General features: G+C 48.3%; 14 protein-coding genes and 1 pseudogene. 4 read left to right on the top strand and 11 right to left on the bottom strand.

Annotated features, from left to right (window positions below):
- Positions 1 to 229: 229 nt before the first annotated feature.
- Positions 230 to 472 (bottom strand): hypothetical protein, encoded by a 243-nt coding sequence (locus tag AC51G0_RS00485; protein WP_496300230.1) that lies wholly within the window; start codon positions 470 to 472, stop codon positions 230 to 232.
- 586 nt (positions 473 to 1,058) lie between these two features.
- A complete protein-coding gene (locus AC51G0_RS00480; protein WP_496300229.1) occupies positions 1,059 to 1,598 on the bottom strand; it encodes a hypothetical protein in 540 nt (179 codons plus the stop codon).
- Positions 1,599 to 2,220: 622 nt separating this feature from the next.
- Between AC51G0_RS00480 and AC51G0_RS00475 the strand changes: the two genes are divergently transcribed.
- Positions 2,221 to 2,529, top strand: a complete 309-nt coding sequence (locus tag AC51G0_RS00475) for a hypothetical protein (protein WP_496300228.1) — start codon at positions 2,221 to 2,223, stop codon at positions 2,527 to 2,529.
- A 260-nt stretch (positions 2,530 to 2,789) separates the two neighbouring features.
- Here AC51G0_RS00475 and AC51G0_RS00470 read toward each other — a convergent pair.
- The 5 genes and pseudogenes from AC51G0_RS00470 to AC51G0_RS00450 form a co-directional block, all read right to left on the bottom strand.
- Positions 2,790 to 3,041: pseudogene (locus tag AC51G0_RS00470) on the bottom strand (MarC family protein); the annotation flags it as partial.
- 156 nt (positions 3,042 to 3,197) lie between these two features.
- A complete protein-coding gene (locus AC51G0_RS00465; RefSeq protein ID WP_496300227.1) occupies positions 3,198 to 3,437 on the bottom strand; it encodes a YecH family metal-binding protein in 240 nt (79 codons plus the stop codon).
- 100 nt (positions 3,438 to 3,537) lie between these two features.
- Entirely contained in the window at positions 3,538 to 3,849 is a 312-nt protein-coding gene (locus AC51G0_RS00460) for a putative signal transducing protein (RefSeq protein ID WP_496300226.1), read from the bottom strand.
- A 98-nt stretch (positions 3,850 to 3,947) separates the two neighbouring features.
- Positions 3,948 to 4,571 (bottom strand): lysoplasmalogenase, encoded by a 624-nt coding sequence (locus AC51G0_RS00455; protein WP_496300225.1) that lies wholly within the window; start codon positions 4,569 to 4,571, stop codon positions 3,948 to 3,950.
- A 1,029-nt stretch (positions 4,572 to 5,600) separates the two neighbouring features.
- Positions 5,601 to 5,966 carry a DUF4145 domain-containing protein gene (locus AC51G0_RS00450; RefSeq protein ID WP_496300224.1) on the bottom strand — a complete coding sequence of 122 codons (366 nt, stop codon included), beginning with the start codon at positions 5,964 to 5,966 and terminating at the stop codon, positions 5,601 to 5,603.
- A 259-nt stretch (positions 5,967 to 6,225) separates the two neighbouring features.
- Here AC51G0_RS00450 and AC51G0_RS00445 point away from each other — a divergent pair, with 259 nt between their 5' ends.
- On the top strand, positions 6,226 to 6,558 hold the full coding sequence (locus AC51G0_RS00445; RefSeq protein WP_496300223.1) for a DUF2500 domain-containing protein: 333 nt from the start codon (positions 6,226 to 6,228) through the stop codon (positions 6,556 to 6,558).
- A gap of 38 nt (positions 6,559 to 6,596) precedes the next feature.
- Here AC51G0_RS00445 and AC51G0_RS00440 read toward each other — a convergent pair whose 3' ends face one another.
- Both AC51G0_RS00440 and AC51G0_RS00435 read right to left on the bottom strand, forming a co-directional pair.
- On the bottom strand, positions 6,597 to 7,601 hold the full coding sequence (locus tag AC51G0_RS00440; protein ID WP_496300222.1) for an acyltransferase: 1,005 nt from the start codon (positions 7,599 to 7,601) through the stop codon (positions 6,597 to 6,599).
- A 154-nt stretch (positions 7,602 to 7,755) separates the two neighbouring features.
- Positions 7,756 to 8,478: an SDR family oxidoreductase gene (locus AC51G0_RS00435; protein WP_496300221.1), complete on the bottom strand. Its 723-nt coding sequence runs from the start codon at positions 8,476 to 8,478 to the stop codon at positions 7,756 to 7,758.
- Between the two features lie 533 nt (positions 8,479 to 9,011).
- On the opposite strand from AC51G0_RS00435, the gene AC51G0_RS00430 reads away from it, so the two are divergent.
- Positions 9,012 to 10,610 (top strand): AbgT family transporter, encoded by a 1,599-nt coding sequence (locus AC51G0_RS00430; protein ID WP_496300220.1) that lies wholly within the window; start codon positions 9,012 to 9,014, stop codon positions 10,608 to 10,610.
- Positions 10,611 to 10,720: 110 nt separating this feature from the next.
- A complete protein-coding gene (locus AC51G0_RS00425; RefSeq protein ID WP_496300219.1) occupies positions 10,721 to 11,566 on the top strand; it encodes a LysR family transcriptional regulator in 846 nt (281 codons plus the stop codon).
- Positions 11,567 to 11,576: 10 nt separating this feature from the next.
- Here the strand turns inward: AC51G0_RS00425 and AC51G0_RS00420 are convergent, their stop codons facing one another.
- Both AC51G0_RS00420 and AC51G0_RS00415 read right to left on the bottom strand, forming a co-directional pair.
- Positions 11,577 to 12,473: an EamA family transporter gene (locus tag AC51G0_RS00420; protein WP_496300218.1), complete on the bottom strand. Its 897-nt coding sequence runs from the start codon at positions 12,471 to 12,473 to the stop codon at positions 11,577 to 11,579.
- Between the two features lie 120 nt (positions 12,474 to 12,593).
- On the bottom strand, positions 12,594 to 13,832 hold the full coding sequence (locus AC51G0_RS00415) for an EAL and HDOD domain-containing protein (RefSeq protein WP_496300217.1): 1,239 nt from the start codon (positions 13,830 to 13,832) through the stop codon (positions 12,594 to 12,596).
- Positions 13,833 to 13,907: the final 75 nt, after the last annotated feature.

The following is a 13,907-nucleotide window of genomic DNA, read 5'->3' as shown; positions in this document are numbered from 1 at the left end:
TAGCAAATGCTGCATGTGGGCTTTTGTGTCGCACGGTGCCAACTTGGCTTTCTGGTAGTGAGTCGATATCTAGATTTAACTGTTCTGAGCGTTCTAGACCTGCCAGATACCCTCGTTCATAAGCACAACCACTGCATTTGTGGCGACCTGCACCACCTTGGTCATAAGGAAAGATTCGAAAAAAGGCCACTACCTGTGAGCGTTATTACAAATAGTCATGGCATGACTCCTAACGTTTTTTATTGGATTGAGAAAGGACGGACGCCGCAAATTCCTTGGTTTCTTCGCTGTACTTGTCACTTTGGAGGACGGCGGAGGCTCTTGTTTCCATCTCCTTGCCTGTTTGCTTGTCTTTATCTGCTTGCGACATTGCACTCGCAGCTAATGACTTCTTGATTTTTGATGCTTTAGGGTCTGAAAGGGTTTTGGCAGCCTTAGATGCCACCTTTTTGGATGTGGTTTTCTTGTTCATAAGTCCCTCCAAAATGTAGGTTGTTTAGTGACCATATACTATTTGAGGGCTATTTCTGTGATTTCAATGGCGGAAAGAAAATATTACAACTCAGCCACTTATTGACAATTTGATAATTTAAATACTCCTTTGGAAAAAATTAGCTTTTGTGTGTCAAAGCGACTTGACTGTTTGAATTAGGACTTAGGGTTGTAGCACACTTTGGGGCAGAAATGACTTAGAGCAACCTGTCAAATTTGCTGATATCCCTAATAATACATAGGCATTCTCAACTTTTAGCTTGTCTTAAAGGTGTTTGTTGATAATTTATGAGATTAGGTATTTCGTGAAGTTTTGTACTTAGCTATACCGTTGCTCGTTAGAGGCTTACTGGATGATCATGGCTTTGTTGTAAGCCCGTTCGAAGAAATGACGTAATGTCATTTCTTCGAACACACAAGTACTCAGGCAAACTGTTCGAAGAAATAACATAGTGTCGTTTTTACGAACAAAGAAAATTGTTTACTTTTATTCGTACCAAAAAGTGTGGTTTCTGGTGTCTGACCTTCCCAGCTCTAGCCGATTTTCAAACTCTCCACCTCATCGGTCAATCTTGTAACCGCCAGAGTTGACCGTGTTCATGTTTGACCTTCCCCTCTCTAGCCAACTCACGAACTGCCCGTTTGATGACTCTAGGGGCTACCCCGAAATGAACCTTGAGGGCGCATAGAGTCAGTAGCTTGCGAACAATGAACAGTTGGAAGATAGCGTTTTTAAGGTGTTGGTTCCGCCGCTCATCGAGTTCGCAGATAACCGAGCAGCAACCGATCTCAGACATAGATCTATGGATATAACAGCTAACGTCATTCATGGTACAAATGTGCTCGAACATGTGACCCAACGGCTTGTCTTTTGTCACGGCTTCAACCCGTGCCACCTCGGCTGTTACCAGTGCCTCGGTCAGCATCGAAACCAGCAGGAAGTCAGCCCCGTTGGGGATTTTGGGAGACACGATACCAAGGCGTACCCCATGGGCAATTGGGAGTTTTGTTAGTGTATTGGCAGAGCACAATACTCGTGAATCTCCGACGATTTCGCTGATGTCTGTGACACGAATACTGTCACAGTCCAAAACTAAGACATCCATCTACAGCTCCTTGCTTTTCCATATGCCACTTTTATTTCATACTGTATACTCATCCAGTAATTTGATCAATTTGCAGTCATTAATTCTTTAAGGGCGGCGAGGTGTCAGCATTTCCAAGCCCAGCGGCAGGTCACGAAGAGAAATTTATTGGTGATACTCTCCACGAACATTTGATAAGAAAGCCGTCTTCAACCATATTTTGGCCGATAGACACGACCTACAGCCGAATGAACCTTGTTGAAGGGGATTTACTGATTATTGAGACCGACAGGAGACCGCATGACGCCTGTCTGGCCTTGGTTGACCACGAGGGCGAACGAATTGTTTGTCAGCTCTTTTGGCGTAACGAGCGGTGGTATGCGCTCACGGATTCTCGCCATGGTCGTGTGACGCAAGATATGACGTTGGTCGGTGTTGCGCGGTGCTTCGTTAAGAACCAAGTGCCCACCTGAGTCTACTGGTGATAATGCGACTTGTTTAATATTGTTTTACGGTGCTATATTGTTCTTGTTGGGGTTAGGGTCATCGACACTAACCAAAGAGGGAGGAGCTAAACTTAGGCTTGGCTTCTCCCTTTTTACCTCTAGAACCGACATAGAAAAATTGTTGCGGAGGGGATGTTATGGATGATTTATACAAGTCTGCGGTCAAGCTGCTTGAACGGTGGGGCATCGAAGACCCTGAGCGACTGCTGCAAACCTGTGACGACCCTCAGTCTGTCACCAAAGACCTCCTCTCAATTCATGCAGCCCTCAAACAACTCTATCCGTTCCATCCTGCCAACTCTAGCGATTCAATGTACCAACTCGACATAATGAACATTCGTAATAAAGAGCTGGATAGCTGCCGCCCGATTGATTTGATCCAACAGGATATTCAAGAAAATGCCGCCATGTTACGACGGTATTATGAGGGGCATTTGCAGCGTTGAAAACGCCTGCCTTACTCCCCAATCAGACTCTACTTGGTAAACCTCGGTAACCTATTTTGGTAACCATGAGTAACCTTGACACATTTTAGGCTTCGATAATGGAAATGAATTGAGGAAGAGGTTCGGGATGATGACCGCGAGAAGAAAATATAAATATTATACTAAATTGTTATGTATAACATTTCTGGAGTGGCTCTGAATCCATTGATTTTACTAGCCATCCACTCACTCACTCGGTGGAATGTTATGTTTTTAGGGGTGACTTCTATCAGAAACAGAATAATGCCGCCTGAAATACTGACCGTCTCCGGTGATACGTGCAGGAAGTTGAGCATCTGCTGGCCGCCAAACAAGAATGCCAACAATATGACCAAGGCAATCAGGAGTTCGCGAACCATGATAACTCGTCGCCTTTTCGGCTCAATATGCCGTAAGATCGATAACATTACCGGCAAGTTACCCAGCGGATCCATGATCAGAAACAACATGACCGCTGCAGATATTATTTCCACAGAGCAGACCTCAGATAGAGATTAATCGTAAGAAGATTAAGAAAAACAACAGTATCAGCCAGAAAGCTGACTAGGAGGGCGAAAGTATAACAAACGAACAATAAAGTGGCGATATTTTTGCCACTTTATCTATGATATGGAATATCGGCGATATCTTTAGTGACTGCACATACGTTCGCGGTTAGCAGTAATAACATCACCATCTTGCACGACTTTGCCACGCTCAAGAAAGAACGCAAGCAATGCCTCAAACGTTAAATCCTGTAGGCTACAGGTATGAAAAAGCACATCTTCCCCATATTCAGCAACAATCGCTTGTTTCAGCGAGTTGACTGAATAAGGTGTTTCGGCAGCAAGCAGCATATTCAGGACAGCATGGGCGTGGATCTGGTTCATCGTATTACTCGCAGTCATTAATAATAGAGCTAGCCATTAGAGCATACTGCTCGCGGTCCGGATTGACCCAGAACAAATAAATGCATTTGGTATATATGTATTAAGGTTTTTCGTGGCCACACTGCCAGCAAATCTCAAACTGGCCTTCATTTTGCTCTGCGCAGCAAGGGCACTGCCAGTCGCAGTATACGGCGTTTTCATACTGCTCAACGCGTCTCCGGGCAGATGATGCCTGCTCTTCCCTCACCCATATCCCCACCTGCAGTACATCTGCTGGCAGCTCACCTGCCGCCGAAGCCAGGCCCTCGCCCCGAAGCTGTACCTCAATATGCTCACTCTCGAGCATACCCTTAATACTGTGCGCCTCTAGGTTATTGGCAGCATCATACACTTTGATCCATGGCCCACTCATCTGTTGCTCCTTATCAACGGATACCAGTCTGCCCGGCAATTCCCCCCACACAGACCTCATCACCAGCGAAATCTTTCAACCAACCATGAGCCAATACCCTAGACCAGCAAGGTTGCTACAAACAATGACTGCGCCAAATAGTAGCTAGACATAATAAACGGGATAGAGGGTTTGAATGGCCCCCGGAAGCGATCCACGGCCAGCACAGTATCAGACAGAATAAAGACCAGTGAGCCGATAAATGCCAGTAGCCCAGCGGTTGAGCCCACGGTTAGCCAGAACTCACCTGCGGCCCAGGTCATTTGAACGATCATCGCGATATAGATAGCAACAGGCACAATCAAAGCGCCAAGAGAGGGTAGCAGCAACAGAAATACGATGATCCCGCCGCCAAACAGCATCGCCGGCAACCACCACACCATATTACCGTCAAGCTGGCTCCAAAATGCCAGTGAATAGGCAATATGCGCCATAAGAAAGCTAACCAGACCGAGTACAAACCTATCTTTTGGCAGCATCAGGAAAACATCGCCGACGACAGAAAGCACCAACCCGACAAAAATGGCTTGGTGATAGACGCTTTCGAGTCCACTTTGCCAAGCTAATAACAGCAAAAGCACCATGGTAAACGGCTTAAAAAAATAGTACTGCCACTTCGGGCCATGGTACGCAGCTGTAATATGTAATAGAGCAGATAAAGATATGGCTAACCAAACCCACATAACATCACCGGTATAATTATAGTTATAAGCAGGGACAGTTTAGAAACCCAATCAGGATTGTCTAGCAGGGATCCACCAGAACTAGACCCCGCTTATAAAAACGCTAAGACATAGCCACCTAGAGCAGCAAGCTTTAGATATCGGCAAAAGCTCATCGCAACCGCCGAACAAGCCTTGTGACATAAGACGTATAATAACAAAACCCCCAAAGCAAACGATTGCCATACATCAAGATAATGAATATTAAATCAAGACAACTAAATCATGCCTTACATGTCCCTATTTTGATCAATTCAACTTTCAAGCCAACACCAATAACAATTTAATATCAACATGTTACCGTCAATCACATAAAGAAAAGCAAAAATATATTGGCCAAGGCGACCTGTGTTTTAAAACTAAACCTTCAAAACCTAACCATACAAACCAATAGCATAATTATCTAATAATTCGACTCACGATGCTCTCACCCAACCTACAACCAAAGCGACAAGACCTGAAAACACACCATAGAAGATCACAAGCCACTTTTGATCAACAAAAAGAACAAAACCAAAAACAACCACACAGCCAGCGTCAGACAACAAAAATAAAACACTTAAAAACAATAAGTTAAAATAGAAGATACAACAGAAAGACAAAGAGATTATTATTTAAACCAACCGAAAAACACAGTTTCTTTAGCACAAAAAGGCCATTTACAGCCAACATAACTGCCACTTCAGCAGTAAAATAGCAATCAAACTTGCCTAAACAACAAAAACAGTGCTATTCTAATCATCAAGACATAATCAGCAGCAACACGAGGATCCTACCTATGTTCACAACATCTCAAAAACAAGGGCTTATGATGATCGCAGTGGTTGTCGGTTTAATGACGCTGCCTGTTATCTACTAAGCAAAATAAAAAATTCAAAAAAAAGGTGCCTAATGGCACCTTTTTTCGTCTTAACAGATGAAAGTTTGTGGGTAGGGGCCCTGTGTCGGGCTAGAAAATACGGGCTTACGTTTATAACAACTCTAAGACGGCTAAGGGGTTAAATTGATACGATGCCAATGCTCAGAGTAAAACCAGATAGCCAAAGCGGTAAAACCTAACACCACCATGGCTGCTACGGTCCAGACAAAACGCCCGCTACGCGGTGTCAGCTCATCTTCACAATCCCGGCAGGCTGCCAAAAAGCCCGGCTTGTCATCCAGTCGGTAGCCCTCTTCATGAACCGTTTTATTTCGCACCGACGCAACAAAGCGGAGCTTAGGAATGATCTCATGGGGCAGGCGTTCTTCACAGCTAGTGATAAGCTGGTGTAAACCTTTGCCTTCAGCATGGTAGTGCTGGCGAAGCAAGTGCTCAATCCGTCTTGAACGCGTCACGACTAATTCGATATTGGCCATACGCCGATCTCCTTTCTACTCACTATATATTTACCTTACCGTGACTTAATACACATGCAAAGCCTGCTGACACTGATTTACCCGGGCTTCCCAATTGACGAAATATGAGCAAGGCTATTGCCTCAGGGTATACCAACTCCTTTTACCACGGGCAAAACCCCGTAGGGTTCACGATTTATTCATGAGGATGTACTGTCAGCAGCAACATTCCATAATAATAGATCTCATCAGATTATCTGGATAATCAAGGAGTTCATTAATGCCAATATGGATTGCACTGGCAGTTGTCGTTCTGTTTACTGTGTCTATTTTTTATTTTATCCGCTTTTATCGCCGCCATATGCAGGGAGAAAATGCTCCCGAGCGAAAAATTGATGTAGAAATCCTGGATAAACAAAGTACTGCTGTCATTGGTGCCCAGCCAGGTGAAGATAACAAAGAGTACTGGGTTTATGTTCAACCAACCAAAGGCGGCCCGAAGCGCGAATTCATGGTTGGCGTACATTATTACCATGCGCTGAATCCAGGTGATCGCGGCACCATGACCTATAAGGGACTCTCTTTTCTCCACTTCGCCCTACAGCGCGATTAACTGTCCGTCCCGGCAAGCGACTGCGGGCACGTTTCTGCCTAAGGAACCAACCACGCAGTCTTCGCGCTCTTTACCAACAGCCAGCTGGCCGTTAGCGCCAGCCCGGTACAAATCAGGGTCCAGAACGGGATCATGATGATCGGGTGAGCAAAATACAGATCATATTCACGTACCGGCCATAAGAATATCGGGTGCAGTAGATAAATACCGAGGCTGTAACGGCTCATGAAGGCAGCCCGCGCCAGCCAGGCCGGACTCAAACGCTCGCCAACATGCTGGCACAGTGCAAAAATCATCGCTGCAATGAGAACAGTATTGATTGTTTTGTAGGACATCCAGCGTCCAACGGTATATTCCCCCGCCGCAAAACTGTTACTGACAACCATATAATCCGTCAGCAGCAACCCTGTGATACCCAGTACCGACAGCCATTTCAATACAGGCCATTGATATTGAAACAGGCAGTAGCCTAAAAGTAAGTACCCGCTATACAAAATCAGCCGATGGCTCCATAAGCCATCGACTTTAAACAGGAACAAGGTTGTCAGCACCAGCCAGACACAAGTAAGCCCTATCGCCCCTACACGATCGGTACGCTGGACATAATAGCGAAAGAAAGGCACCACAAAGTACAAAGGAAGGAAGTAGTAAAAGAAGCCAAGATGGTAATAGGTTTCATGCTCGGGCAGCGCTATCAGCGTTTCTAGTGCAGTACCCGCATTGTAACCCGCCGCCGTCAGCCCAGATAAGACGGCATAAAATACGGACCATACCAGAAAGGGAACCAATACCTTACCGAGCCGTCTTTTTACATAGTATTTAGCATCAAACTCACGGGTATCGGTGAGCATCAAAGCCCCGGTGATCATGATAAATACCGGCACAGCCCAACGACTAAAACTATTAAAACTGGTGGCGGTGATCCAAGCGCTGTCAGATATGACTCCCAGCTGGTCACGATAAGGGCCGAGGACGTGGATAACGACAACGGCAATAGCCGCTATGCAGCGCAGTAAATCAAAAAAGACAACCTTTTGCCTCACCCGTCAGCCTCCCATTAACAACAGCCCAGCATTTGCCCTAGCAAGGGGGAGCGACCAAGGCCTGCTCTCCAATCCTGTTCTTAATATAGCAGCAAGCCAGAGTAAGTACCTGAACTTACTCTGGCTTTAGGCGATAACTAACCCAATGCTGACATTATGGTTGTTGACGCGTGGCTGCCAGAACAATCTCGCGAATACACAGGTTCTGTGGCTGTTGATAGGCAAAGCTGATTGCATTGGCAATGTCTTCCGGTGCAATCACACCGCCCATGCCCTCTTTCCACTCTTCATAACCGGCCTTGATCTCATCACTGGTCGTGTGGCTTAGCAATTCTGTTTCTACCGCACCCGGGGCAATGGTAATAAAGCGGACATTGTCATCGGCCACTTCTTCGCGGATATTTTCGGTGATCGCATGAACAGCAAACTTCGTACCGCAGTATGCGGCATGGCTCGGGAATGTCTTACGGCCAGCAACCGAGCTGATGTTAATGACGGTGCCGTGCTGGCGCGCCTTCATCTCTGCCAGTACCACATGGATACCATTGAGCAGCCCCATCACATTGACATCAAACATAGTTTTCCATTCGGCCGGGTCTTGTTCATGGACCAGTCCCAGCAGCATCACACCGGCATTGTTGATCAGGCAATCCACCGGGCCGAACTGTGCTTCTGCATCCTTAATTGCGGCTGCAAATGCCTTGGCATCAGTCACATCCACCTGGCGGCACAGTGTATTCGGTAGCTGCAGTGCTTCCAGGCGTTCAACACGGCGAGCCAGCAGCAGTAGCGGATGTCCTTCTGCGGACAGTTTACGTGCCGTTGCTTCACCAATGCCTGAACTTGCACCTGTGATCACAATAAGAGACTTAGACATAATTAAACCCTTTGCTAATAGATATAAGAGATATCATCAACGGCGCCGTTAAGTTGATGGCGCTACTATATCTGGCTAGCATGGTCGTGAAAAATATCCATTTTTTCTGTTTACCATAAGAATTAGCTATGGATAGACCATTCAACGGCCACATTTCACTTCTCTTGATCACGGTTGGTTGTTATCAAAAAGTTACCAGTAAAGCTTTATTCATTGTATGAAAACAAATTTTGTGAGCTGGAACACGAAATTATTACGCTAGTTTCGCTAACTCACTGTTCCCTAATACCTGTTATCCAGCCCACGACCGGGCAATAATCAACCAGCATCATAACCAGACAAAATCACCATTGACCAAAACATAGGCACAACAAAACAATCAACCAAAAAACCAACACCAGACAGACACAATAGAAACAAGTGAAACATTTTGACACAATTATATTTTGTTTGAGGCATTAACAATGACGTAACCTCCCTCCCGACAAGAGATGTACCCATTGATGGGATTAAAACGATAAATGGAGGTCGTGATGCACTCATCTGCTTCACAGCAAACACAACACCAACCGAAGAAAACCCTGTTCACCCGTTTTCTTGATACCGTTGAATGGCTCGGCAACCTACTGCCCCACCCAATCACCCTATTTGCCCTCTTCTGCCTTGCCATCTTGGTGGCATCCGGTATTGCCGGCTTCTTTGACGTCGCCGTTGCCGATCCCCGTCCAGAGGGGGCAGCAGGCCGTGCTACCGATGGCATGATCCATGTAGTCAGCCTGCTCAATGCTGAAGGCTTGCAGAAAATTGTAGCCAACCTAGTGACCAACTTCACCGGTTTTGCCCCTCTGGGTACTGTACTGGTCGCCATGCTGGGTGTCGCGATTGCCGAACACTCTGGCATGCTGTCTTCGGCGATGCGTGGCCTTGTCATGGGCGCTTCCCGCCGCATGGTGACACTCGTTGTCGTTTTTGCCGGTATCATTTCCAACACCGCATCAGAGCTGGGTTATGTGGTACTAGTACCACTGGCCGCAATGCTGTTCCACTCGCTGGGCCGCCATCCTCTCGCCGGTCTTGCTGCCGCATTTGCCGGAGTTTCCGGTGGTTACAGTGCCAACCTGCTGCTGGGCACCGTTGACCCGCTGCTATCAGGCATCACCCAGACCGCCGCCCAGATGATTGATCCAAACTACTCGGTAGGGCCAGAGGTCAACTGGTACTTCATGTTTGCCTCGACGTTTGCCATCACCATTATGGGTGCATTCGTCACCGAGAAAATCGTTGAGCCAAAACTGGGGAAATACAACTCGGAAGAAGCCAGCGAAGATCTGGGCAAAGACAAGATGGGCAAGCTGACCGAGCTTGAGAAAAAAGGCCTGAAGGCGGCAGGGCTGGCCGCACTAGGTGTTGCTGCGCTGCTGGCACTCACTATCGTGCCGGAAAACGGGATCCTGCGCCACCCAGACACCGGACTGATCGCAGGCTCGCCGTTCCTGAAAGGGATCGTGGCCTTCATCTTCGTGTTCTTTGCTATTCCGGGTTTTGCCTACGGCAAGGTCGTCGGCACCATGAAGAATGACCGCGATGTGATTGATGCGATGTCGAAGTCAATGGCCTCGATGGGAATGTACATCGTGCTAGTCTTCTTCGCCGCCCAGTTTGTTGCTTTCTTCAAATGGACCAACTTCGGCCAGGTATTTGCGGTTGCCGGCGCTGACTTCCTGCAATCCATCGGCCTGACAGGCCCTATGCTGTTCTTCGCCTTTATTCTGATGTGTGGTTTCATCAACCTGATGATCGGTTCGGCCTCAGCCCAGTGGGCGGTTACCGCACCAATTTTCGTTCCGATGCTGATGTTGGTCGGCTACGCACCGGAAACGATCCAGGCGGCTTACCGTATCGGTGATTCTGTTACCAACATCATCACCCCGATGATGAGCTACTTCGGTATGATCCTGGCGGTAGCTACCCGTTACCAGAAGAACCTTGGCCTAGGTACGCTGATTTCAACCATGCTGCCATACTCCATTGTGTTTGTGTTCGGCTGGAGCATCATGTTCTACGTCTGGGTCTTCATCTTGGGGATCCCTGTCGGCCCAGGTGCTGCCACCTTCTACAATATCGGAGGCTAAGTACTCGCCTCAACCAACAAGCCGGGATGATTCCCGGCTTTTGTTTTTATCCCGCCAGCCGCTATGCTGTTTGTTATCATGATTGCCTGATCCCAAACGAGTTTCCCCTTATGGATTTACGCCTGCTACGCTTTTTTGTTGCAGTTTACGAAGAGAAGAACATTACGCTCGCCGCCGAGCGTTGCTTTGTCTCACAGCCTTCCATTTCCAATGCCATCAAACAGCTGGAGACCGAGCTCAACACCCCGCTGTTTGTACGCCATAAGAAGGGGGTCGATCTCACCGATGAGGCCCACTACCTCTACCCTCTAGCAATCCGGCTGCTTGGAGATATCAACCGCCTGCCACAGCTCTTTCAGCAGCGTACCGAGTGCCTACCGCTGAAACTGGCCAACTTTCCGGATCTGAGCCAAGCGCAACTTGCCAAGGTATTGGCACAGCTCAAACAGCATATTCCCAACCTGTTATTGGAGCTGGTCGATCATGACGCCCCTGCAGATGCCCGCCTGACATTAGATATGTTCAAGGCAGAAGATGAAATTTTCCTGCCACTCTGGGACGAAGACTATGTGCTGTGCATGCAGCCGGATCACCCGCTGGCCGCTCTGGAAAAAGTGCCGCCTGAGCAGCTCCACCAGCATGACTTTATTGAGTGCCCACCCTGTGAAGCACATCAGCAGACCATAGGCCTTTTGGCCTGTGATGGCCTGGCCGTTAACCTGGTTGCCAAAGCCGAACACAAAACCCAGGTAATGCACCTGGTGCAGGCGGGGCTGGGGATCTCTTTTCTACCGACCGGGGTACTGGAAACCGCGAACCAGCTGGTCACCGTCCCGTTAGACGGACCGCGGATGTTCCGCCGGTTGGGGCTCTGTTACCCGTCGAATAAAACCCTTAACCCGGCTTTGACCGCAGCGGTGAAGGTGTTGAGTCAGTATGCAGGGGGAAGGTCCTAGTCCCTGCTATTTAACGTAGCGACACGGCCACCAGCCCAAGGCAAACCAGCCCCGCCCCGACCAGCCTCGGTCTGTGTGCGGGCTCGCGTAATAACCAGATACCCAGTCCAACCCCAATAGGAATACTCAACTGGCGCAGGGCAACCACATAACTGACATTGTCGGTCAGCGTCATTGCCAGTAGCACCAGGCCATAAGTCCCGCCCATCATAACGCCGGTCAGCAAAGCGGCACCTTTATCCTGCCAGCCATACCTCAGCTGCTGGCATCCCAATCCGTTGCAGCACCACAGCAGTAGCCAAAACCCAGTGACAATAAACTGCATGCCCAGATAGCCGAACGCCACCAGCGATGGCGAAAGCGTGCCCTGAGCACTCTCCGTCATGACTGCCAGCGCATGATTATCCAATACTGAATAACCTGCCGTCCCAATTGCCGCCAGTAATGCCCACAGGCACCCGTCTTGCCGATAAGCCCGCCAGTGCCAACGTCGAAAACAAACGATGGGCACCATCAGGCAACCAAGTGTTACCAAGACCATCCCTGACCATGCCGAAGCCGGCAGTGGCTGGCCAAGTAAGCTACTGACGGTGGCGACCATCAGCACCGGCAGTGCACGGGCGATCGGATAAACCACGCCGACATCAGCTTGCTGATAAGCACGAGCCAGGCTAGCCATATACACCATTTGGCAAAAGCCACTGGCAAGCAACAACAGCCAAAATGAAACCGGCAGTATCGGCTGCCTAGCCAGCACAACGGCCATCACCGGGAGCAACAGAATCCCGGCACCGATACTGGCCACACAGAAAAACGCAGGGGTTGGTGTCCGGGATTTCCCCAGCAGGTTCCAGCTGGCATGAATAATGGCAGAGAGCACGACCAGCACAAGCGCAAAAACAGACACTGACTTCCAATCTCCTGAGACATGAATTTGGTCTAGTCCAAAAAGCCAGTGTAAACAAAAAGGCGGTGACAAATAAGCCTTGTCACCGCCTCTTCAAAAAAGGTTCATCTGGCACAACTATCAGGTCGTCGAGGAACCAGAGGCCGGTGAAGCGTTCATGTACTGCGATGACCACTTCAGCGCATGCTGATAACTTTTAGCGACCATCTCTTCCTTGATCCCCAGGGCCTGGCAATAAGCGCTGATCTGTACCCAATCAGCCTGATCGTAGGCATCGAGCAGGGCAAGCATCTGCCCCAATTCACCATGGTGGTTGAGTAAGGCATCCTGAACTTCCGGCTCCAGCGGTAGCACAACCAGTATCTGCTCCAGCGAATTATCCAACAGGGCATCAAGCAAAGAAAACATCCCGGTAAGAAAAGCCTTATCCTTCACAATCGGCAAGCGACTGCTGGCAGCCAGCATCTCACACATTCTGGCTCGCTGTAACGACAGGGAGTAAAGCTCTCTCGGCTTATCGATCGCGGCATGGGCCGTGGCGACTGCACTGACAAACATTTTAATTTTTTCTTCACCAAGGTATACCAGTGCCTGTTTGAATGAGCTGATCGGCTCAATTGCACGGTGGGCAGCCGCATTAACATAACGCAATAGCAAATAGGACAGCGACACATCGCTGACTATGATTTTCTCCACCCGGTTGAAATCCACCTCATCACGGCAAATTTCTTGTAACAAGCGGATCGTGGTGAGTTTTTCCGGCTCTACCTGGCGATTTTTCAGCAGTTCAGGTTTGCTGAAATAATAGCCCTGGAAGAACTGAAAACCAGCTTCATAGGCTAAAGCAAAGTCTTGGTGAGTTTCCACTTTCTCGGCCAAGAACTTCAGCTTACGCGCACGATTCTGGAGCACATATTCACACGCCTGCTCGATACCGACTTTCATCAGATCCAGCTTGATAATATGTACATAGGGCAAAAAACGCTGCCACTGCGGTTCCATTTCGAAATCATCCAGCGCAATCACGTAGCCTTGGCGATTGAGGTATTTGATGGCGACAAACAGCTCTTCATCCGGCGTACAGGTCTCGAGCACTTCAATGACTACCTTTCTTTTCGGCAATAGCATCGGAAGCAGGCGGATCAGGCTTTCATGGGGGAAGTTAATAAAGGTTCGCTGGCCGGCAGTTGCTGGGTTATCGCCTACCGCCATATAGTTTTCAACCAATAATCGGCACGTCGCTTTATTCGCTTCGATGACAGGAAAGGCATTACTTTCACCGTCACGAAACAGCAGCTCGTACCCAACAGTACGTTGCTGGCGGTTAAAAATAGGCTGGCGTGCGACGTAAGAGTACATGATGCCTGCGTGGTTCCTTAATGGTTTGAAATATAAATAAAATGTCTACGTTGATTATAACAGTCAACAACCTAA

The organism is Photobacterium sp. HL06 (genome assembly GCF_059552575.1).
Note: the sequence above shows the minus strand (reverse complement) of the source record. Positions and strands in the feature narration are given on the sequence as shown.

Bases quoted from the DNA above. Each gene is read 5' to 3' on its own strand.
- AC51G0_RS00485 (WP_496300230.1), bottom strand. From the start codon at position 472: ATGAACAAGAAAACCACATCCAAAAAGGTGGCATCTAAGGCTGCCAAA.
- AC51G0_RS00480 (WP_496300229.1), bottom strand. From the start codon at position 1,598: ATGGATGTCTTAGTTTTGGACTGTGACAGTATTCGTGTCACAGACATC.
- AC51G0_RS00475 (WP_496300228.1), top strand. From the start codon at position 2,221: ATGGATGATTTATACAAGTCTGCGGTCAAGCTGCTTGAACGGTGGGGC.
- AC51G0_RS00465 (WP_496300227.1), bottom strand. From the start codon at position 3,437: ATGAACCAGATCCACGCCCATGCTGTCCTGAATATGCTGCTTGCTGCC.
- AC51G0_RS00460 (WP_496300226.1), bottom strand. From the start codon at position 3,849: ATGAGTGGGCCATGGATCAAAGTGTATGATGCTGCCAATAACCTAGAG.
- AC51G0_RS00455 (WP_496300225.1), bottom strand. From the start codon at position 4,571: ATGTGGGTTTGGTTAGCCATATCTTTATCTGCTCTATTACATATTACA.
- AC51G0_RS00450 (WP_496300224.1), bottom strand. From the start codon at position 5,966: ATGGCCAATATCGAATTAGTCGTGACGCGTTCAAGACGGATTGAGCAC.
- AC51G0_RS00445 (WP_496300223.1), top strand. From the start codon at position 6,226: ATGCCAATATGGATTGCACTGGCAGTTGTCGTTCTGTTTACTGTGTCT.
- AC51G0_RS00435 (WP_496300221.1), bottom strand. From the start codon at position 8,478: ATGTCTAAGTCTCTTATTGTGATCACAGGTGCAAGTTCAGGCATTGGT.
- AC51G0_RS00430 (WP_496300220.1), top strand. From the start codon at position 9,012: ATGCACTCATCTGCTTCACAGCAAACACAACACCAACCGAAGAAAACC.
- AC51G0_RS00425 (WP_496300219.1), top strand. From the start codon at position 10,721: ATGGATTTACGCCTGCTACGCTTTTTTGTTGCAGTTTACGAAGAGAAG.
- AC51G0_RS00415 (WP_496300217.1), bottom strand. From the start codon at position 13,832: ATGTACTCTTACGTCGCACGCCAGCCTATTTTTAACCGCCAGCAACGT.